The 21,832-nt window shown below is 50.8% G+C and carries 16 protein-coding genes and 2 tRNA genes; 2 read left to right on the top strand and 16 right to left on the bottom strand.

Annotated features, from left to right (window positions below; genetic code table 11):
- Positions 1-27 precede the first annotated feature (27 nt).
- The 8 genes from ABCO64_RS00185 to ABCO64_RS00150 all read right to left on the bottom strand — a co-directional run bounded on the left by ABCO64_RS00185 (position 28) and on the right by ABCO64_RS00150 (position 12,544).
- Positions 28-867: a response regulator gene (locus tag ABCO64_RS00185; protein ID WP_253458319.1), complete on the bottom strand. Its 840-nt coding sequence runs from the start codon at positions 865-867 to the stop codon at positions 28-30.
- A gap of 389 nt (positions 868-1,256) precedes the next feature.
- A complete protein-coding gene (locus ABCO64_RS00180; RefSeq protein ID WP_253458316.1) occupies positions 1,257-3,146 on the bottom strand; it encodes a hybrid sensor histidine kinase/response regulator in 1,890 nt (629 codons plus the stop codon).
- Positions 3,147-3,460: 314 nt separating this feature from the next.
- Entirely contained in the window at positions 3,461-5,356 is a 1,896-nt protein-coding gene (locus ABCO64_RS00175) for a propionyl-CoA synthetase (RefSeq protein ID WP_253458313.1), read from the bottom strand.
- A 183-nt stretch (positions 5,357-5,539) separates the two neighbouring features.
- Entirely contained in the window at positions 5,540-9,562 is a 4,023-nt protein-coding gene (locus ABCO64_RS00170) for an SMP-30/gluconolactonase/LRE family protein (protein WP_253458310.1), read from the bottom strand.
- A 147-nt stretch (positions 9,563-9,709) separates the two neighbouring features.
- Entirely contained in the window at positions 9,710-10,258 is a 549-nt protein-coding gene (locus ABCO64_RS00165) for a mismatch-specific DNA-glycosylase (RefSeq protein WP_253458308.1), read from the bottom strand.
- Between the two features lie 119 nt (positions 10,259-10,377).
- On the bottom strand, positions 10,378-11,814 hold the full coding sequence (locus ABCO64_RS00160; RefSeq protein WP_253458305.1) for an ATP-binding protein: 1,437 nt from the start codon (positions 11,812-11,814) through the stop codon (positions 10,378-10,380).
- A 222-nt stretch (positions 11,815-12,036) separates the two neighbouring features.
- Positions 12,037-12,110, bottom strand: a tRNA-Thr gene (locus ABCO64_RS00155).
- A 140-nt stretch (positions 12,111-12,250) separates the two neighbouring features.
- A complete protein-coding gene (locus tag ABCO64_RS00150) occupies positions 12,251-12,544 on the bottom strand; it encodes a DUF3467 domain-containing protein (RefSeq protein WP_253458302.1) in 294 nt (97 codons plus the stop codon).
- A gap of 41 nt (positions 12,545-12,585) precedes the next feature.
- Between ABCO64_RS00150 and ABCO64_RS00145 the strand changes: the two genes are divergently transcribed.
- Positions 12,586-13,530 carry a hypothetical protein gene (locus tag ABCO64_RS00145; RefSeq protein WP_253458299.1) on the top strand — a complete coding sequence of 315 codons (945 nt, stop codon included), beginning with the start codon at positions 12,586-12,588 and terminating at the stop codon, positions 13,528-13,530.
- Positions 13,531-13,589: 59 nt separating this feature from the next.
- Here the strand turns inward: ABCO64_RS00145 and ABCO64_RS00140 are convergent, their stop codons facing one another.
- From ABCO64_RS00140 to ABCO64_RS00130, 3 genes are read right to left on the bottom strand one after another with little or no spacing between them, the layout of a single operon-like run.
- Positions 13,590-14,516 carry a DNA polymerase subunit beta gene (locus ABCO64_RS00140; RefSeq protein WP_253458297.1) on the bottom strand — a complete coding sequence of 309 codons (927 nt, stop codon included), beginning with the start codon at positions 14,514-14,516 and terminating at the stop codon, positions 13,590-13,592.
- 6 nt (positions 14,517-14,522) lie between these two features.
- Complete coding sequence (locus ABCO64_RS00135; protein ID WP_371922858.1) at positions 14,523-15,101, bottom strand: L-threonylcarbamoyladenylate synthase; 579 nt, start codon at positions 15,099-15,101, stop codon at positions 14,523-14,525.
- A gap of 26 nt (positions 15,102-15,127) precedes the next feature.
- Complete coding sequence (locus ABCO64_RS00130; protein WP_253458291.1) at positions 15,128-15,802, bottom strand: DUF5612 domain-containing protein; 675 nt, start codon at positions 15,800-15,802, stop codon at positions 15,128-15,130.
- 120 nt (positions 15,803-15,922) lie between these two features.
- Between ABCO64_RS00130 and ABCO64_RS00125 the strand changes: the two genes are divergently transcribed.
- On the top strand, positions 15,923-16,096 hold the full coding sequence (locus ABCO64_RS00125) for a hypothetical protein (RefSeq protein ID WP_253458289.1): 174 nt from the start codon (positions 15,923-15,925) through the stop codon (positions 16,094-16,096).
- A 64-nt stretch (positions 16,097-16,160) separates the two neighbouring features.
- Here the strand turns inward: ABCO64_RS00125 and ABCO64_RS00120 are convergent.
- The 5 genes from ABCO64_RS00120 to ABCO64_RS00100 form a co-directional block, all read right to left on the bottom strand.
- Positions 16,161-16,231, bottom strand: a tRNA-Gly gene (locus tag ABCO64_RS00120).
- A 120-nt stretch (positions 16,232-16,351) separates the two neighbouring features.
- Complete coding sequence (locus ABCO64_RS00115) at positions 16,352-18,436, bottom strand: LamG-like jellyroll fold domain-containing protein (protein ID WP_253458287.1); 2,085 nt, start codon at positions 18,434-18,436, stop codon at positions 16,352-16,354.
- A gap of 32 nt (positions 18,437-18,468) precedes the next feature.
- A complete protein-coding gene (locus tag ABCO64_RS00110) occupies positions 18,469-19,719 on the bottom strand; it encodes a PKD domain-containing protein (protein ID WP_253458285.1) in 1,251 nt (416 codons plus the stop codon).
- Positions 19,720-19,745: 26 nt separating this feature from the next.
- Positions 19,746-21,011 (bottom strand): PKD domain-containing protein, encoded by a 1,266-nt coding sequence (locus tag ABCO64_RS00105; protein ID WP_292615662.1) that lies wholly within the window; start codon positions 21,009-21,011, stop codon positions 19,746-19,748.
- Between the two features lie 105 nt (positions 21,012-21,116).
- Positions 21,117-21,832: PKD domain-containing protein (locus tag ABCO64_RS00100; RefSeq protein ID WP_343089159.1), on the bottom strand; the 716-nt coding region annotated here is incomplete at its 5' end.

Here is a 21,832-nt window from a genome sequence, read left to right as displayed (position 1 = left end):
TTCGTTTTTAAAATTCCTTTGAAATGGCTACTTTAACCGGGTTTGTGGTTTTGTTCCGGGTTTCTTTTGTGTATTGTTCATTTTATTCAATTCACGTGATCTGTTAAAATCTTCCTCAAGTTTTATCATATATCCAATAATTGCGCCTCTTTTATCTTTTCTTGCCTTTACATTCATTTTGAAGGCCTTTCGCTTTTTGAAGATCTTTGATTTTATCACGATGTCAGTTGCCCTGCCGATAGCAGCAACCTCGCGTACTGTTTCGAGAAGCGAGTTTGAGGTACTTTTGTATCCTGTTGATGCTGCATGGTCGTAATCTATAACTCTCTCTATTGATTCAAAGAATGATTTCTTATGGGATATGCTGGTCATATGTTCGGCATAGGGATTTGAATAGATGATTTTTCCATCGGCATCAACAAAGATAATTCCCAGATCAAGGTGAATGACCTCCCTGAAGCTGTGCGGATCGACTTCAGTCTGGCGGTATGCTTCATATGAATTCATTGCCATTTCTATGGAATTGAGCAGATCCCGGTCAGTAAAGGGTTTTTGGACAAAGCCAAAAGGCATCGCCTCTTTGGCTCTGTTCAGACAATCCAGCCCGGAGTATGCAGTACAGAAGACAACCGGGATCGAAAAGAAGAGGTAGATGTATTTTGCCGCAGAAATCCCGCTTGCTTTCCCTTCGAGCCCGATATCCATCATGACCAGATCAGGTGTAAACTCGATTGCATGCATGATCGCATCATCGGCTGAGGTTACCATTCCCGAAACTCCATATCCAAGTTTCTTCAACCGATCAGACAGGATCCGTGCGATCAAAGGATCGTCTTCAACAATCAGTATCTGTTTTGTCATGTTCATACACTCTTCATCCAGGCGACGTCCACCCCTGTTGCCACACTCTCAATGCATTTGGCAGGAATGAATGATTCTGTTTTTTTAAAGGGGTTTTTAAACCTTATTAATGGTAACGTATATGTTTTTATGAACCTACCTGGGTATTTGTAAACGATAAAGTTTCTGAAATATAACGGGGAGAGTGCATCGGCATATCTTGTGTAAGGAAATGTAGTATTTTTAAGAATAAATATGAGCGAAAACCTCCCTGGATTCTGTCAGGGAATCCAAAAACCAATGAAACAGAGTATGAAGAATGATGACCTGTTTCTGCAGGAATAGTATTGCGTATTCGTTTCCAGAGGTTGCCGGCATCTGGTTGTTCTCGTCTGGTGTGTTGTGCAGATTCCCGCTTACCCTATCATGTACCTGCCTTCCGGAACCACAATCTCAAACCGGGCACCCTCACCCGGTGTTCCGGTTTCAGTAATCGACATTCCGGTGATAGCCAGTATCTCACGGGCAAGGAATAAGCCATAGCCGGTATTTCTCCCGACTCCACGGGTGAAAATGTGCTCCTTTGTATCCTCGGGGATGCCTGTTCCATCGTCCTCCCAGGTGATCAGCAGATCTGTATCGGCCTGTTCAGTGGTAATACGGATGCTGGTTGCACCGTCTCCATGGCGGAGCGTGTTATCATAGAGGTTTGAGAAGACCTTCTCAATCATCGGGTCTGCAAAGAGTGTGACCTCTGGGCCCTGGCAGGAGAGTGAGAGGCGCGAGTCGGTGATCTTTCTGATGGAGGTATGCATTGGTATCCATGCAGGATCTGAGGCACCAAGCTGCTCATACTCCCGGGTGAACATAAGCTGGCGCTCTATTGCCAATACTGCCGTCTCCATCTTCCTGAGGTTTTTTTCAACCACCGGGCTGATCTCGCTTTTGTTTGTAAGCTTGAGGTAGCCACGTACGACCATGATCATGTTGAGGATATCGTGCCTGGTGACGCTTGTGAGCAGGTGGAGTTTGTTATTTGTCAGGCGGAGTGCCTCTTCTGCAGACTTCCTGTCGGTAATATCCCGTCCGACAGACTGGTATTCTTTGATACGGCCATTTTTATTATATATGGCATGGTCACTCCACTCCTGCCACCGGATCGAACCATCAGGCATGATGATCCGGTGCTCGATTCTCCCGGCAGGGTTTGCTTCTGTGAGTGATGCAAAGAATGCCTGTACTCGTGCCTGATCCTCTGGATGGATCTCTGGTTCAAACTGTTCTCCAAGGAACTCTTCTTTTGTTTTTCCAAAGTACCGGGCATAGGCGTCATTGACGAGGATATGGGTTCCATCGGGCCTGAACCTGGAGATGAACTCACTCTGGGATTCGATAACAGCCTGGTAGCGCTGTTCACTTTCCCGAAGTGCCTGCTGGGCGGTGATGATCTCATCAAGCTGCTGACGAATCTCTTCTTCACTGGCGGCGAGCTGTTCATATGCCGCCATAAGCTCGGTATTTATTTCCCGGAGCTCATCTTCACGCTGCATCTGTTCGGTTATATCCCGTCCAACAGACTGGTATTCATAGACTTTTCCCTTTGTATCAAAGAATGCACGGGTGCTCCACCGCTGCCAGACAATGTCTCCATTAGGCATGATGATCCGCTGCTTATTATAGCAGGAAGGGTTATCCGGGGTGAGACCTGCAAAAGTACGGGACACCTCTTCTTTGTCCTCGTCATGGATGACGGGCTTGAAACGGCTTCCAATGATCTCTTCTTCGGCCTTCCCATAGAAGCGGCAGTATGCATCATTTACAAAAATGTGTGTTCCATCCGGTTTGAACCTGCAGATGTATTCTGTCTGCGTCTCGACAACATTTCTATACCGCTCTTCACTTCTTCTCAGGGCCTCCTCTGCATTTTTCCGCTCAATTGCATGCCTGACCTTGTTCTGTAGTTCAGCAAACTGTGATCGTGCATCCCCTCCTTTCTGGAGGTAAAAGTCAGCTCCGTTGTTGAATGCTTCAATAACAACCTCCTCACGCCCTTTCCCGGTAAAGATAATGAATGGTGTTCTGTCACCGTTCTGCCTGAGATACTTCAGAAACTGAATGCCATTCATCCCCGGCATCTGGTAGTCAGAAATAATTGCGTCAAATGAATGTTTTTGAAGAATGCCTATTGCGTCACGAGCACTTTCACAGGTCGAAACGATCATTTTCTTGTTCTGTTCGAGAAACATTCTCCCAATTTCGAGAAGACCGGGTTCATCATCAATGTAGAGGAGTGTGTGTGCAGTCATGGGAATACGCCCTGTGGCATGAATTATCTGGCGGAGAAGGGTGGAGCGAATAGGTGCTGCCTGTGTATACAGGTACGTTTTCCTTATCCTACTTATATACTTTTCCTTTCACGCCGGTGTAAATTTTTAGCATTTGAGTTTGAAATGTAAAATAAGCCAAGAATTTGCGTTATTTGAGGGTATAAGAAGGGGTGGGGTTACTTTTATAAAATGTATTTTTGTTGTATATAAAATAGATGGTTTGTACCGTCTCTTCCCGGTTGGGGACGAGTGCCTGTACCCGGGCAGTCCATATACTCTGGAATTGCTTTTATTTACTGTTTTGGGTATCCAATTGCCTGAAGTGACTCGTGTATCTCATCAAGGATTACCGGATCATCGATTGTTGCAGGTACGGTGTATGGCGCGCCATCTGCGATCTTTTTTAGTGTGCCCCTGAGTATCTTTCCTGACCGGGTTTTTGGGAGTCTCTTCACGAGTACAACGGTTTTAAAGGACGCAATAGGACCAATCTTCTGACGGACGAGCTGGATTAATTCTGATTCAAGTATGCCGGCATCTATTGCTGATCCGGATTGTACCACCACAAAGCCGAGTGGGATCTCGCCTTTGACTGGATCATATACGCCCGAGACGGCACATTCCGCGACATCGGGGTGGGACGCAAGCACCTCTTCCATAGCTCCTGTTGAGAGGCGATGGCCGGCAACATTGATGATATCATCTGTCCTGCCCATGATCCAGAGATAGCCATCAGCATCAATAAAGCCTGCATCAGAGGTGAGGTAATAGCCCGGATATGCCGAGAAGTAGGAAGTCCTGTAATCTGCGTCATTATTCCAGAGTGTCGTGAAGCAGCCTGGAGGAAGCGGCATCTTTACCACGACGTTTCCTGGTTCTCCGGGAGCTAATGGCTTCTCTTCTGAATTCAGCACCTGGATGTCATAGCCTGGCACCGGCTTTGTGCAGGAGCCGGGTTTTATTGGGAGCAGTTCAAGGCCGGCGCAGTTTGCCCCGATTGCCCACCCGGTCTCTGTCTGCCACCAGTGATCGATGACCGGCACAGAGAGCATTTCTTCTGCCCAGTGGAGGGTGTCCGGGTCGCATCGTTCACCTGCGAGGAAGAGCATCCGCAGTGACGTGAGATCATACCTGCTGATGTACTCGCCATCTGGATCTTCCTTTCTGATTGCCCGGAATGCTGTTGGTGCACAGAAGAGGACTGATACCCCGTGTTCTTCGATGACCCGCCAGAAGGAGCCGGGATCAGGTGTCCCAACCGACTTTCCTTCATAGAGGATCGTCGTGCACCCATACAGGAGCGGCCCGTAGACGATATAGGAGTGGCCGACGACCCATCCGATATCCGAGGCTGCCCAGTATACTTCTCCTGGTTTCATGCCGTAGATATACTCCATGCTCCAGTGGAGAGCAACAAGATGGCCGCCGTTGTCTCTCACAACACCCTTCGGCTTTCCGGTTGTGCCGGATGTGTAGAGGAGGTAGAGGGGATCTGTTGCCTTCACCGGAACAACTGGTGCCGGATCTGCTGCAAGCAGGCTCTCCCAGGAGATCTCGGTTTCGGGGTTCAGTTCAATTGGATGTTCTCTTCTCTGGACATAGATGCATGCCTTTGGCATATGAGAGGAGATGGAGAGGGCTTCATCAAGGAGCGGCTTGTAGGGTATGATCCGGTCCACCTCGATTCCGCAGGAGGCAGATACAATCAATGCGGGTTCTGCATCATCAATCCGTTTTGCCAGCTCACGTGAGGCAAAGCCCCCAAAGACTACGGAGTGAATCGCCCCGATTCGTGCACAGGCGAGCATGGCGATGACGGCTTCCGGGATCATCGGCATATAGATGATGACCCTGTCGCCCCTGTTGATCCCGAGTGCCTGGAACCCGCCGGCACAACGTGCAACAGCATCGAGGAGCTCGAGATAGGTGTACTTTTTGATTGTGCCTGTCACCGGGCTGTCATAGATCAGGGCAACCTGCTCGCCCCTGCCTTCCTCGACATGGTAATCAAGAGCATTATAGCAGGTATTGACGATACCTCCTTCAAACCACCGGTAAAAGGGTGGATTGTCGCTGTTGAGAACGGTATCGTACTCCTGTATCCACCTGATCCGTTGAGCTGCATTCCCCCAGAATGCAACCGGGTTCTCTATTGACTCATTGAATGCCTCTTCATATTCTCCGCTCATATCCCACCTCCAGCTACCGTCACTCAAAAAACAACCGTCTGCACCATCCATAACGATCACGTGCTGCCGGAGTTTCACTGATCAGATCCGGATGCCTGCTGCATCCGAAACCTCAATTGACATAGTAAAAACGAAAGAAAAGTTCTTAATTATTGTCAAATGGATCGGGGCAGAATTCTCTGCTCACTGCTCGTCTGCACCCCTCTCCATGATTTTCTCCAAAATAATTGTCATTTCATGGATTCCATAGGCAGCAGGTATCTCAAATGTTCCTGTTGCAAAAAGAGATCCGGATACATCGGTTATCTCAAGGCTTTGTGTACCTGTTCCCACAAATGTGACCGGATCACTGCTGCCGATTGCCTGGAGATGGGGACTTGCCTGTATCCTGAAATGCGTGGCACCCGGGAGTTCGTGAACATGGGAGATTCTGATCTGGCAGAAGCCGAGTGCTCCAACCTGTATGGCGGCTGCTGCAAACTGTTGCTGCCTGATGGTATGCGTGATGCCATCTGCATCAATAAAGCTTTGAACGGCCAGAATTCTCTTCTTCTTCTCTTCCACTGGAACAGGCTGATTGGTTGAGGAGCTGAGCAGCTCATCATTGAGTGTATACACAAGCTCCTCCATTGGTACCTTCTCTTCAGAGACAAGCCTGTTGACACACGCTGCTCCCTCTTCCGGATGCCTGATGAGGTAGTCGATAGAGACTGCCACTGTCCCGATATAGAGAGAACGGGATGGGACGCCGGGTAATGGCTCCTCCCCCGGGGTGCCCGGAGCGTCAGGAGCTGTATAGCTTTCATCAGGCAGGGCCCCGTCCACTGGCTCTTTGTTCTGCTCTTCAGTTGGCTCTATCGCTTGTTCGATTCTCTGCTCTTCAGGGAGCTCCTCCACCAACTCTTCTGGCAGGTGGTCAAAAGCCGGTATATCTGCCTGTGGCTCTTCTGGTGTCTCCTCTGCCAGCTCCTCTGGCATCTCTCCTGCCCGGGGAGCCTCATCCGGTACTGGCAGCTCATCAGCGACCCCTTTCTCGTGCCCCGGGATCTGTTGTACTGGCTGTCGTGTATCGTATATATCCGGTTCCTTGAGGTATTCATCCAGCAGCAGCTCTTCTGAAGGCTCCAGGATCAGCTCTTCCACTTCCTCCACGTCATCAGGTATTTGCTCTTCAGCCAGCTCCTCCGGGCCCTCTCCTGCTGCAGGAGTCTCGTCTGGTACAGGCGGCGGCAGCTCACCTGGAACTGGCATCTCTTCTTCGATTACCTGCTGCGGTATCCCGGGCTGTTCCGGTGCCTCTTCATCAGGGAGCAAAACCTCAGCTGCGGGTGCTTCCTCTCTGCTGGTGGAAGGTGCGGCGGGTCCGGATTCCGGAAATGCTGTGGCTCTTTTGTGAACAGCACCGGCATCTCCTGTGGCCTCTTGGGCTGCATCTGGTTCGATCTCGAGAGCAGCATCAATGTCTGCATCAGTGTCTGCATCGGTTTCAGCATCCCTGGATACATCTGTAAACGGTACTTGTGGGGCCTCGGTGACGGTTATTGCCTCCTCTTTTGTCCGGGTGTCTCTGCCATCCGGATTTGTCACAGTCAGGGAGACCGGGTATATCCCAGGGGTTTCGTATGTCCTTTGAGGATTCTGCTCTTCAGAAGTGGAGCCGTCGCCAAATTCCCAGAACCATGATCTGGGGCTGCCCTTGGATCTGTCAGAGAACCTGACAGCGAGCGGGGCACTTCCCGCAAAGGGTGTGGCCGTAAAGTCTGCAACAGGCTTCTCCTTTTCTGCCCCAAATGCTGTTTCAAAGGCTGCTTCAACGTCTTTCAAAGAAGCGATCCCAGATGCTGCGTCTCCCGCTCCTGCTACCCTGGCGGCCGGCTCTTCTGGTTGAACCAGGTTTTCTCTCTCTTCTTCGACTGCTGATCCTTCTTCCTGGCTGACTAGAACAGGAGAGAACTTCTGTATCCGGTGGTTCTCGGTATCGACAACATATACATTTCCCCGTCCATCTATTGCCAGATCATGTGGCCTGCTGAAATAACCCTCACGTGTGCCTTTCTCCCCCCATTTTGTGATGAAGCGGCCGTTCTTGTCAAATACCTGGATCCTGTGGTTGTCTGTATCTGCCACGTAGACATAGCCCTTTGAATCAACAGCAACGCCCTCGGGTTTTTTGAATTCACCGTCATTTGTGCCCTCAGATCCCCACTGCAGGAGAAATGCACCGGCGTGAGAAAACTTCTGTATCCTGTGGTTGCCGATATCGGCGACATAGATGTTTCCTTCTGTGTCAATGGCTATTCCCCGGGGGTAGATGAACTGGCCGTCACCCGATCCAAATGATCCCAGTTTTTCGATGAATCTGCCATCGGTTGCGAACTTCTGCACCCGGTTATTCCAGTATTCCACCACATAGACAAAACCCGAACTATCTGTTGCGATACCGAGTGGAGAATTGAATCTTCCGGTGCTGGAGCCAAACAAACCCCATTGTGTGATGAATTTCCCGTTTGTATCGAACTTCTGGATCCGGTTATTGTCTGTATCTGCAACAAAGACGTTGCCTCTCGTATCGGCAGCCACCCCTTCAGGGTTCTGGAACTGGCCATCTTCTGTCCCCCAGTGTCCCCATGTGGCAATGATATTCCCGTTTTCATCAAATTTCTGGATCCGGTTGTTCCATGAATCTGCGACATAGATCAACTGATCCGCATCAATGGATATGCTGAAGGGTGCTTTAAACTCGCCTTTCCCTGTTCCCTGGATTCCCCAGGTGCCTATACACTCACCAGGCTGCGTCTTCTTCATGGACTCTTCCTCATGTATGCTGGTTTCTGTCTCTGATCTCTTCCCCGACAATTCCCAACCGGCGGTCGCATTCGCTGCATCGCCACCCGCCTCCCTGATCTTTGCACTCCTGGTGAACCTGAAGGGGGGGATCTCTCGTTCTGCCGGGGCAGCCGGGTTTTCTGCCGAAGAAGCCGGCTTTCCTTCAGGGGCAGACGGTATGGTACCTGTCGTCCTGCCTGCTGCCGGTTGCAGCTGTTCCTCCTGTTTTAATCCAGTACTGATAGATGTATCTGACATAACCCGTTCTGATCTGCTGCCTGCAAAGATCTGGATGCGGTGGTTTTCTGAATCTGCTACATAGACGGTGCCGTTTCTGTCCAGCGTGACATCGTATGGTTTTTTGAACTCCCGCTCACCTGAGCCGTATCGGCCCCACATGGTGATGAATGTGCCATTGCTGCTGAATTTCTGGATACGGGCGTTTCCGGTATCTGCGACATAGAGATTACCATCGCAATCCACAGAGATGCCGCCGGGCTGGCTAAACTCTCCCTCTGCCTGCCCCTCGCGTCCCCAGGTGGATATCAGGTTGCCTACATCGTCGAACTGGCGGATGCAGGCATGGCCGGTGTCAGCCACAAAGACATTTCCTTTTCTGTCAACAGCGATACCCTGGGGGAGGCGGGCCTCGGTATCGCCTGAGAAGGTGAGCGAGTCGTCTATCCTCCATTCTATGATGAATGTGCCTGCACTATCGAATTTCTGGATCCGGTTGTTGCCGCTGTCTATGACATAGACATACCCGTACCTGTCTACTGCAACACCAAGGGGCCACTCAAATTCTCCCATCTCTGGTCCCCATGCCCCCCAGGTGCCGATGAATGTGCCGTGGGAATCAAACTTCTGGATGCGGTTGTTTCTGCTATCAGCAACATATATGTCGCCATTGTGATCTATGGCGAGTCCCCGGGGTTTCCAGAACTGCCCCTCTCCTGTGCCCCAGGATCCAAATTCCGCAACCAGCGTCCCGGAAGAGTCAAATTTCCTTATTATATGGTTGGAGAGGTCGGCGACATAGAGCGTCCCGTCGGCATGCACGGCGACTCCACGCGGTGATGACCAGATGCCTTTGAAACTCAGGCTTTTCACAAAGATGTAGCCGGAGGGGTTATTGCTGTTCTCACTGTTCTCACTGGTGCTGTCGTTTGTGCTGCTGTCATTTCTGTTGTTATATTTTTGGCTGGTATTCTGGCTGCCAGTCTGGCTGATGTCTCCACGCGTTGGATCACCCCTGTTCCAATCATTGGTGTTGTTCATGGCATGCTCTTGATGGTTGCTTCCGATCTTCTCTTCTCTCTCTCCTCTCTCCAATTCCGGGTTCCCGAACCTGGCTTCCCCGATCACACTACTTGTAATCATGGTCAGGTACGTTGCCGGGTAATCAAAGAGATACTAATTCTTCACCAATAAAACTATCCTGCCATGGAGACCGCATCTGCAGTGGTAATCCCGTCTTCCCGGTATCACCTGACTTCTACCTGCTTTGCTCACCATTCCTGGACATCATCAGTAATTTTGACTCTTTCTTTCCTGACCCTCCCTTGCCTTTATCTCTGTATAGATCCCTCCTATCCTGTTCCAGTACTCTTCGCCGTGTGTCTTCCAGTCTTTTGCTGCGAGTCCGGAGGTTGATGGAGCAACGAATACAGCACTCTCTCCAATCATTATAGTTTGTAATCCATAGCGTACATCCCTTTTCTTCAAGGCGTGCCTGGCGGCCTCCTTCCCATTAAAAACGATGAAACGGGGTTTGTACTCCAGCATCTTCTGAATGCAATTATCTGTTTCGTATTTTGCTTTTGTCAGGGATCTGTCGGATCCCGACTCAGTCTTATTCAGATCCGTAAGCCCTATTCCGTATTCCAACACAATCCTGCAATCATCAATGGAGGCGGGCATTACGTTCTCTCTGCCGGTTATCCGGGAGAACTGCGGCCAGAATTTATTGCCGGGGCCGCAATAGTAGCATCCCCTCTCTGCTGATTTCCTGCTGGCGGCAGATCCGCAAAAGACGATGAGCTGGTTATGGGCCAGGATATCTTCGAGAATGTACATCTGCTTGTGATTGTGAGGATGCGATACCGCATGTTCTGTTTTCGCAATCGCTCTTTTCATTCGCAGGGGTTTTCATGATGCATTGGGTTTGATGTGCACATATACATCATCTGGCTGAGTCACTTTCCTTTATCTGCCAGAAATCTCTCTGAAAGCAGGGTGATATCCTGGAGATCAATGACGTGGTACCCCTCATTCCTGAGCTGTTCTTTCCCGTGAATCTCTCTGGCGATCAGTGCATAGCGTTCTTTCCGCTCGCCGTTTCTCCATCGCACGTGTTCTGCCTTCTCCCTCTGAGCTGCCATGATGGATCGTGCATCCCGCATGCCGATTTCAGACCATTTGCATTCGCAGAAAAGGGCGGAGCCTGTCCGCTCATCGAGCCCGACTATATCAATCTCTATCTCATTCTGCCACCATCGCCCCAGGCGTGAGTATGGCGTATCCGGAAACAGGATTCCTCTCCGTACCAGATCTTCAATAAGTATCTCAAACATCTCTCCACAATATGGAGCGATTGAGTCCTGAATCGAATGGAGAACCGCCTCCACCTTGCCGGTTTCAGTCTCTGCCCGCCTTGGATACACAAAGCGGAACCAGAATGTGAGATACGGGTCGCGCAACCGGTAATGCCGTCTCCTGAACCCCGCATGTGCGGTGATCGGCGCCTCATCAAGGATGAGCTTCATACGTGAGAGTATTGCAAGATATTTGGATACCATCCCTTTATCAAGGCCTGTTGCCTGGCAGATTGCTGATAGTGTCGTATGTCCGGAGACAAGGGCGCGAAGAATCGAGATATAGTTGCCAGCTTCCCGGAACTCATAGTGCATAAGGAGTTCTGCCTCAGAATACAGGTATGCACCCTTTGTCAGGATCTGCTCCTCCACATTCTCCCAGAAGGAGAGATCCGGGTTGAATAATCTGAGATATGCCGGTATTCCTCCAAGGATGCACCATGTCAGAATCAGGTCATGTTCAGTATAGGGGAGGATCTCCCTGAGGTAGGGGTAGGGGAGCGGCTCAACCTGCCACTGGCCTGTTCTTCTGCCGTACAGGGGGCTTGTATATGCCAGTACTTCACTTTCCATTGCGCTCACTGATGATCCTGAGATGATAAGCATCACCGGCTCATGGGCGAGTATCTGATCCCATATCTTCTGGAAGATTGATGGAGTTGCCTTGTCCCGTCCGATTAGGTACGGAAACTCATCGATCACAATCACAACTTTTCCTCCATCAGATGGTGCGAATCTCCGGTGGGAAATGAGCGCCTGAAAAACTGCTTTCCAATCCGGATAGCTTCCCCGCTCAAAATCAGGATCCTGGAGGTATTCTCCTGCATAGTGCGCAAAATCAGAAATATTCAGGGCTGTTCCCTCCTCGGAGGCAAGGAAGTAGAAGCCTCTTGCCTTCTTTAAGAATTGGGCGAGGAGAGTTGTCTTCCCGACACGCCGCCTGCCATAGATGATTATGCACTCCGGGTTCTGTGAATGGTATCGATCAAGAAGGAACCGGAGCTCATCATTCCGGTCGACGAAGATTTGTTGAGACATAAGTATACTACTTTGTAGTCAACTTAGATGATAAAGGTGATGGAGTCTGGTGGATCAGTGTGTGGTGAATGGATACGCCATCCGCCAGAATATGATAAAAGCCGGAATATCCCAGCTTATGGCTCTTCGTACACGGTTTCATTTAGAATGACATCTCAGGTTCAATGTATCCGATTATCGGGTAATGTATGCCTGAATCGTAATTTAACGTCCTTAAAAGAGAGCCGCCGGAGGGAGTTGAACCCTCGACCTGCTGATTACGAATCAGCCGCTATACCGGGCTAAGCCACGGCGGCACTGCGATACTACGCGACAATACGCTATAATACGCGACAATAGTATTGGCTTTGAAAAGCTAAAAAAGGTTCTGCTCCTTTCAACGTCTTTCTATTCTCCTTCGAAAGCCCTGGTGGCTTTTCCCGGCTCATTCCATCGTTTACGAGTAGCCCCGCATCGTGACGGTGTCTGTGGCCTGCTGCTCTTTTGGCGCCTCGATTGTGCCGAACTTTGCCTCAAACTCGGCAATACTCTGCTGAAGAACCCCGAGAAACTTCTTTGCATGCTTTGGGCTGATCGTTACAATAGACTTGGCCTTTGCCTGGTTGATATTTGGTATCTGGTGGAGGAAGAGGAAGGTGAACTCATCGTCCCTGAAGGCGATCTGGATCATATTGCTGTAGACGGGGTCAAGATCCTGTGGGACATTCACGGTTATTTCCTTGGAAGCCATGCAAATCTATTAGCTAAGAGAAGTGAAAAATGTTCTTACGCATGTCTCTGCCCGGAAAAACACCAGAGCCAGATACCAGAGGCGATCCTTTAACCAGATTTGATCAGGATGCAACCCAGGAAGCTGGTAGCGGTTCTAAGCCCTATACCAGATCTGATCACAATACCCGGCACGCTACTCCGGGTGCAGCCGACCCCCGGTATATCCCGGTTTCAACACTTGTCCGGGTCTCGGTCTGCCCGGTCAGGGTCTACCTTGAGCGAAACGAGGCGGTTGCTGAGCCATTTGAGTATACGATATCTAAACAGATCGGCTACCACCTGGATGGCTGCTCTCAATTCTGTGATGATCCTGAGGGTTTCAGTGATTTCGGGCTTGAGAACGAAGCGATATGGGAAGAGATCAGGCTGGTCAGGCCGGATATCCCTGCTATGATGCGGGTCTATCTTGATGAATGCATTACTGCCTGGGAAGGCGGCGACGCATCCCTGGATGTGCCTGTTGCAGTTGATATAGCCGTTGCAAACAAAAAGTATGGCATATCAGGACGGATTGACTGGGTATTTGATCGGGATCCCGTCATCGGCATCCTCCGTGCCACCCGTGCCCCGACATACGGGGTCTGGCGCCAGGATCGGATCCGGGCAGCGGCATACCTGCTCGCAGCAGAAGAGATGCAGGAGATCCAGGCGCTTGCATCCCCGGCTGAGCCAGTATCAGCCGGGTTTCTAAAGCCGCAGCCGCGACAGTCAGGTGTCAGAATCGTCTATATCCCATCCGGTGTTGTGCGGACAGTTACCCCGACTGCAACGGATCGCCGCGTGCTCCTTGATGCACTGAAGAAAGCCGCGGCAATATACCGGGGTGAAACGCCGCGTAAACCCCCGGATGCACCCTGTGAACGCTGTCCAAAGCATGAGAACTGCATAGCCCGGACAAGGCGTGATCCCCCCTCGCTCTTTGACCGGTTCTTCAAAAAGACCTGAAGAGAAATGGTTTGAATGGACGTCGACTTTTTTTTTTGAAAATTAACCTAAGATGTGAATCATCGGTCAAGGAGCGTCCTTGAGATGATATATTCTCCCCGGGCCTCACGGGTTGTGCCGACGATCAGAATGTTTGTGTCTCCGTGCTCCTCAACAACCCCTGCTGCCTCGATCACCTCTCCTTCAAGCGCCTGGCCGGCATAGGTGTGCGTAAAACTGAGGACATGGCTGATCTCGTCGTGATCGATGGCATAGACTGAGGGGTTGTCAAAGGCAAGCGATGCATCAGTCACCCTGGCTTCGATCACATCCCGTCCGATACCCTCGCCTTTGCGGATGGAAACAGCATTCAGCTGGTCGTAGCCACGTGAGAAGAGGAGGTCAAAGTATGTCCCTTCATACTCGCCCCGGTTAAATTTCCTGGATTCATGGGCAACAAAATCATCAAAGGAGATCTCTGGAACCCGTTTCCGGTAGACCTTCTCCCACATCCCCTCACTCATCCGAGGGATCAGCCCTTTTGCAACTGCATCCGCAAGCTGTCTCTGTGCTGAAAACCAGTGCTCCCCATACACAACAAGGTCAATGTCTGAGGCGTCGTTCTCAAGTCCGCAGAGGAGGGACCCGGTCACGCCGAAACTTCTCTTGGGGAGATCAAAGAGGCTCATCAGGCTCCGGAGACGGGGATTTTCCGGCAGAATCCTGGACATCTCTTCTTCAGGCTTCAGGACAGTTGCGATCTCAGAGTGCGGAATCCGATGGACTGTGTCTGCCCATTCAGGGTGCTGTTTTTGTATCCAGGCATATGCCTCATCAAACTCGATCTTCCGGTACCGAATCCCGCGGGGTCCGGTTCTCTCTCCACCCGTATCAGGCAGGTACCGCAGGATACAGCCTGTTCGCTCATCATTATCATAGACAGAGACGGCATAGATTGCCCCTGCATGATCAATGAGAAAGTCTCGAAGCCGGATAGGTCTCTCCATTCCATCTCAGTCCATTTTTAAGAGGAAATCAACGATCTCGTCAAGCTCTGAACCCGGACGGACAATCTCTTTTGCCTGGAGATCGACGACGGTGCTTGGTGTGCCCGGGAGTTCTCCACCGTCGACAAAAAAATCATGGCGGACATTCACTTCCGATATTGTCCGTGGTGATATATCGCCGGATATATTGGCGCTTGTCGCGGTGATCGGGGCATCCAGTTCCCGGACAATGGCAAGTGCAATCTCATGGTCAGGCCAGCGGATGCCGATCATCCCGGTTCCGCCGGTCAGTTCTGCAGGAAGACACTGTTTTGCCCTGAGTATGACAGTTACCGGACCCGGAAGGAAGCGGTTGATGAACTGTTCTGCGGCATCATCAACATAGGCAACGCATGCGAGCATCTCCATATCAGAGACTGCAATTGAGATTGGCTTGCCCCGGAGCCTGCTCTTTGCCTCATAGACACGATCAATTGCAATATCTGAGAAGGCATCTCCTCCAAGTCCATATACCGTCTCTGTCGGGTAGACGATCAGTCCGTCACGGCGAAGGACATCCACTGCACGCTGTATACTATTTTCCATCATTTTCATTCACAATTGCCTGATTTTTAGAATTCACGGCCTTTTACACGTTCAATATCAAAAATTGCCTTTTCAGAGACATGCATCACAGCAAACACCCCTGCCTGGATGGGATCAGTCACGACGAGATCGGCATGCTTTGTCACGCTTCCTGCCATTTTCAGGGCGATTACCGGTATTCCTTCTGCTTTTACATTTAGCACCGCAGCACTGATCTTTCCTCCCATGATCGAGCCTGCAAGCACCAGGATAGAGGCACGCGGGAGCCGGGTCACGGCATCAACAGCAAGTGCCAGTGTATCCTCCCCGACAAGCGGGATGGTATCGACTGAGATCCGCTCGCCCCGGATATTATGGCGGTCTGCTTCATTGACTGCACCCATTGCAACCTGCGCAACCTGGGCGCCGCCGCCGATGATGATGACCCGCTGGCCGAAGATCTTTGAGAAGGTTTCGTGGGTCTCAACCTCAAGGACATTGGGAAGCGTGGTCAGCGCAGCAATGATTGATCCGAAGTTATCATCCACCTCAATCTCAAGATCGACCCATGCAAGACCTGCATCCGGGCCTCTCTTCATAATCTCCTGCTGTATGGTGAGGATATTCACATTATAATTGGCAAGAACTGTTGCAATATCCCGGAGAACGCCTTTTTTATTCTCCGTGATGATGCTTATTGCGTAACTCGAGGAAGGGGACATCGTTTTGTATTCTCTGGAGCTACCGGGATGCTCTTGTATCAATCAATTGTATTCCTCTGCAATTCACTGTCAGTCATGATCTCTTCTGCTGGTAAAAAGGTTATATCAAACAGGCAGAAAATGCTATCGGAAGATACGCATCAATTCCGGCAGCCGGTTGTGGTTCAGGGGTGTATACCGGGTGCATACCGGGTACAACAGGATGCAACGAGCATGGGCGCAACGAACCTGGTTGTTGGTATAGAGAACTGGCATTATATTGTAGCGGCATTGCTGGTTTGGATGATTAATTAATTATATTCTGGATAAAGGATGCATGGCTTATGAGTTTATTCCTTTAAAAAAAGAAAACTCCAAGTGCGATAACCGGGATTCGAACCCGGGCTAGAGGCTTGGGAAGCCCCTGTCCTACCGCTAGACTATTATCGCGCTTCCTCATTTTATCTGCGTCATTGTTTATAGACGTTATTGTTGTGCATCACACCACAACGCCTATACCCGGTATACCAGCCAGGCACTTCGCGGAGGGGGAATTCTTCCTGGTTCTTCTTAACCCGCTACCAACACAGGCGAGTGAATGAAGAGGGCATCGGTGCCGGTAGTACCTAGGCCTCGTATTATCTCAACCCGGATGGAGCCGGTATTGGCAGGTATAGTGTGACACGTTCCTTCAAATATTTGCCAGTCATCTTGTATTACTTCGTCAAAATTATGTACTATAACACAGGCATCAATGTACTTATCCTTATCATCGTAAAACGCCAGTTGAGACCAGCCACTATTAATCGTTCCATTCTTCTTTGCATAAAAGGAGAGCGTATATGCTTTATCGGTCTCTATGCCGTCTACAGACTGCCTCAGAAACCCGCCACCATCTGATATGTCCATCACTATGTTGTTTCCATTGACTGCTTCTGATGTTATCCTGCTTGTTCCCTGCCAGCTATCAGGTCTCTCTCCCAGAGTCCCAGAGAACGCCGGGTTGATGAGTAGATTCCCTGGTTCAATAACACCCTCTGCATGGATAAGATCCTCTTGTGTACGGCTTGCAGTTCCAAAGATATTTGTCGCCTGCAGCGTGACGGTGTATGTACCTGCGCTCTCATAGGTATGCACAGGATTCTGTTCGGCTGATGTATTCCCGTCCCCAAAGTCCCAGCTCCACGCATATGGCATTCGTGTTGAGGTATCGGTGAAAGAGACCGTGAGTGGTATCTGTCCATGAGCAGGTACTGCGGTAAAGTGTACCTCAGGCGGACAGCCACCGGGAGGAGTGGCGGCCTGGGCTGCAATCTCAGCAGCGGTAAATGCATCTGTTGAATACCCGACATTGGCGATGCTGCCTTTGAAGAACTTATGCCCATCCCCTCCTTCTGATCCAATCCGGATCGGAGGATTGAACGACCATATATGGAGGGCTCCGGTGAGTGGCTGACTCTTCTCCAGGACACCATCCACATATAGTTTCAATGTGGCATTGTCATAGACGAGTGCCAGATGGTACCATGTGAAGAGATCCGGCCGCCTGTTGGCATCTGAAGGCGCCCAATCGATTGTTGTCTTAGCGCCTGGTCCATGGTTTACCCCGCCCTGCCAACCCTTCCAGAGATTGAGATCCAGTCCATGGCCATCCCAGTCTCTCATCTGGATGACCTTGGCAGTTTTATACTCTGTTGGATAGACCCAAGCCTCAAAGCTGACTGCGGAGACTGGCTTTAGGTTTGGGTTCCCCTCAATATTGACGTATGATGTGCTGCCATCAAAGAGGAGATAGCCACGATCCTGACATTCGATCCAGTTCGGATTGATGATACTCCCGTCATAGGATCCGGCTCTGTCGGAGGCAATGGCTCCTGTCCCTTCATCAAGTGGCCAGAAGGCTGAATACGTCACAGGTATGGGTCCTGGTTCAAAAAATGCAATAAGGCTCACGTCTCTGTCCGGCATGGTATAGGTGAAGTTGGAATCAATACTGATCTCCTCACCTGCTTCTGTCCACTTAACAAATCTGTAGCCCTCTTTTTGTGTGGCAATGACTGGGATCCCAGCACCATGTGAATAATTTCCTTCACCCGCCACACTGCCTCCCTGAACCGGTTCTGCCTCCAGTGTCAGCATATGGAAGGTTGACCCCTGTCCATTGCCGGAGATTGCAAAGGTGGATCCAAATACCCGTACCTCGGCATTCGTGTCGATGATGACAAGCTCAAGATCACCCGCAGGGAAGCCGGTGCCCTCTGCTGCGGTTAACCTGTCAATCGTTATCTTCGGACCACTTGGGGTATTATAGAGATAGAGAACCTGCCCCGCCTTCCAGGTGACGGGATAATCCGCTCCCGCCAGCACCGGTCCGCCCCCGGCTGCCGTCGTCCTGATATCGATTGGGATGCCACGGGCGGCGCCTGATCCATTCAGGAAGACCTCGTCGCCGCCCCGGTGGCTGATGGTGAGAAACTCTGTTCCGTTGATCTCATCCACACCAGCCTCGGCTGCGATGAATGCCGACTTCTCAAGCCCGCCGGGGATGCCGTAGATGAAGGCATACATGATGATCGCGATAATTGCGGTGAGGAGGACGAGCAGCATGACGCTGATTGCGGGGGTGACTGCATTATCCGGCTCTCTTCTGGACATCTCCATCCTCTCCTCATTGTTCTTGTATTATTTCAGGATGGGGGCAGGCCAGCATTAAATCTCGCCTGGATCTCGGCTTGTGTGAATGCCCGTTCGTATGTGTTGAGGCCACGGATCTCGCCGTCGAATTTTCGTTGATTATCGGTAAAGAAGGTTACCCCCTCCGGCCCACCTACCTGGTACTTTCCAGGCGAGTCGATAATCGTACCCTGTTGAGAAATTGAGTTCTCATGAGTTCCACCATTAACAAAGATACGCAACCATTCATTATCCTGATTGTATACTCCAACCACATGGTACCAGCTACCTTCCACCGGAGAAGTGGTTGACCATCTGAAACGCCTTTGCTGATCTGTATTGATAGCTATCTCAAATAAGGAATTATCGGAGTTGTGTTGGAGGTGATAGGGACTATTGTCATTATTTGTCCCATCAACAACTATGGTTGCATGGTTATGTGATCCATCCGGGGGAGCGGGATCCCGATTCCACTTTACCCATGCCTCTACCGTGAATCCTGCAATTTCAGGTGCAACCACAATCTCCCTTGAGAAATCGTCTGATCCTCCACTGTTCGACACCGTGAGCGTGACAGTATACGTCCCCGGATCAGCGAAGGTATGTGACGGGTTCTCTGCTGGTGATTCCGGGCTCCCGTCCCCAAAGTCCCAGTTCCATGAATCGATCACGCCGGTCGAGGTATCCGTGAACTGGATGGTAAGGGGTGCTGTTCCTGAATTTGGATCGGCGGTAAAGCCTGCAACTGGTGGTTCATCTGGCCCCGGCCCGCTTCCTGCCATGGCAAGGGTGGATCCAAATACCCGTACCTCGGCATTCGTGTCGATGATGACAAGCTCAAGATCACCCGCAGGAAAACCGGTTCCCTCTGCCGCGGTTAACCTGTCGATTGTTATCTTCGGACCACTCGGGGTATTATAGAGATAGAGAACCTGCCCGGCCTTCCAGGTGACGGGATAGTCTGCTCCCGCCAGCACCGGCCCGCCCCCGGCAACCGTCGTCCTGATATCGATTGGGATGCCACGGGCGGCGCCCGATCCGTTCAGGAAGACCTCGTCGCCGCCCCGGTGCTGAATGGCAACATACTCTGTACCATTGATCTCAAGGACGCCTGCCTCGGCTGCGATGAATGCCGACTTCTCAAGCCCGCCGGGGATTCCGTAGATGAAGGCATACATGATGATCGCGATGATTGCGGTGAGGAGCACGAGCAGCATGACGCTTATTGCGGGGGTGACTGCACTTTCTGAATCTTCCCTTATCATTTCGTCTTCCTCCTCACCTTTTCATATTATGCCGGGGGGAGGCCTGCGTTATACTGTGCCTGTATTTCGGCCGGGCTTAACGCCCGCTCGTATGTGTTGAGGCCACGGATCTCGCCGTCGAATTTTCTCTGGTTCTGGTTTCCACCAAAGGTAATGCCACCCGGCCCTCCAACCTGGTACAGAGTCGGTGATGGGATAAGTCCTGCAGTACTGACCCCCATGCTTCTCTCTGCATTGGCATCTACATAGATGATCAGGCTTCCTGTCTCCTGGTTGTACACACCAGTCAGGTAGTACCAGACATTTATCAAAGGTTGGGTGTTTGACTCGATATAATCCCCCACCCCGGTTGAATCCGGTGTTCTGATGGCGATCTCAAATCTGGAATTGTCATGTTTATGCAGAAGGTGATATCGGCGGTTGCTGTCGCTGTTTCCGTCTATAACGATGGTAGCCCATCGCTCATCATTCGCAATGGGAGCTGGATTCTTATTCCACTTCACCCATGCCTCGACCGTGAACCCGTCGCCGTCCTCCCATACTTCGATATTTTCTGAGAAAGTGTCTGACCCGCCACTGTTTGTAACCGTGAGCGTGACAGTATACGTCCCCGGATCAGCGAAGGTATGTGACGGGTTTTCTGCTGGTGATTCCGGGCTTCCGTCCCCAAAGTCCCAGCTCCATGAATCGATCACGCCGGTCGAGGTGTCAGTGAACTGGACTGTAAGGGGTGCTTTTCCTGAATTTGGATCGGCGGTGAAGCCTGCAACTGGTGGATCATCCGGCCCCGGCCCACTGCCTGCCATGGCAAGGATGGATCCAAATACCCGTACCTCGGCATTCGAGTCGATGATGACAAGCTCAAGCTCCCCTGCAGGAAAACCTGTTCCCTCTGCTGCGGTTAACCGATCAATCGTTATCTTCGGACCACTTGGGGTATTATAGAGATAGAGAACCTGCCCCGCCTTCCAGGTGACGGGATAATCCGCTCCCGCCAGCACCGGCCCACCCCCGGCCGCGGTCGTCCTGATATCGATTGGGATGCCCCGGGCGGCGCCTGATCCGTTCAGGAAGACCTCGTCGCCGCCCCGGTGCTGAATGGCAACATACTCTGTTCCGTTGATCTCAACAACATCAGCCTCGGCTGCAACATACGCCGACTTCTCAAGCCCGCCGGGGATGCCGTAGATGAAGGCATACATGATGATAGCGATAATTGCGGTAAGGAGGACGAGTAACATGACGCTGATTGCGGGGGTGACTGCATCCTGATCCCTTCTCTTTACTCTAATCGCCTCCAGATGATCTTTTCATATATATTATTATAATTTTTATAGGAAGAGGGCTCCACTTTGTTCTCATAAGTTATGCGTTTTTGATCACGATAATGATCAGCATCAAATTACATCCACATCCTGGATCCAGTTCTGGGTTCGCTGCAGTCCAATTTTTAATATGATTTCCATCATTTCATCAGTTGACTCAATAATGATTGGTTCAACATCTATGGTTCCTGTTCCTTGAACAATAAGGTTGTTGTATGTTATGGTTGCGATACCATCACTATTGATATTTGGATTCCATACCACATCTGCCTGGGTGACAACTGCCTGATCGATAAGCGCACTCCCTGGACGCTCACGAAGCGAGATTGCTCCCGGAACTGTTCCGTCATACGGGTTGCCATTTACATCTCTTACAAGGAATGTAATTGAGTTGGTCGTGTGGCTTTGATACTCAATACTTCCAACTTCTGGTAGTTCACTCACGGTGATATAATCCACTTTCGTCTCTGTATCAGATCCATCTGGATTTGTTACCGTCAGGCTGACAGTGTATGTACCAGCTGCAACGTATGTATGGGTCGGATTCTGGGCTGTCGATGTATTTCCGTCCCCAAAGTCCCAGCTCCATGAGTCTATCACGCCGGTTGAGAGATCAGTAAAGGTTACTTCAAGCGGCCGTGTGCCGGATGTTGGTGAGCCGGCGAAATCTGCAACTGGTGGTGCTCCCGGTTCACTCACGATGATATAATCCACTTTCGTCTCGGTATCAGACCCATCTGGATTTGTTACCGTCAGGCTGACAGTGTATGTACCAGCTGCAACGTATG

Origin of the sequence: Methanocalculus natronophilus, assembly GCF_038751955.1 — an archaeon.
GTDB lineage: Archaea > Halobacteriota > Methanomicrobia > Methanomicrobiales > Methanocorpusculaceae > Methanocalculus > Methanocalculus natronophilus.
Note: the sequence above shows the minus strand (reverse complement) of the source record. Positions and strands in the feature narration are given on the sequence as shown.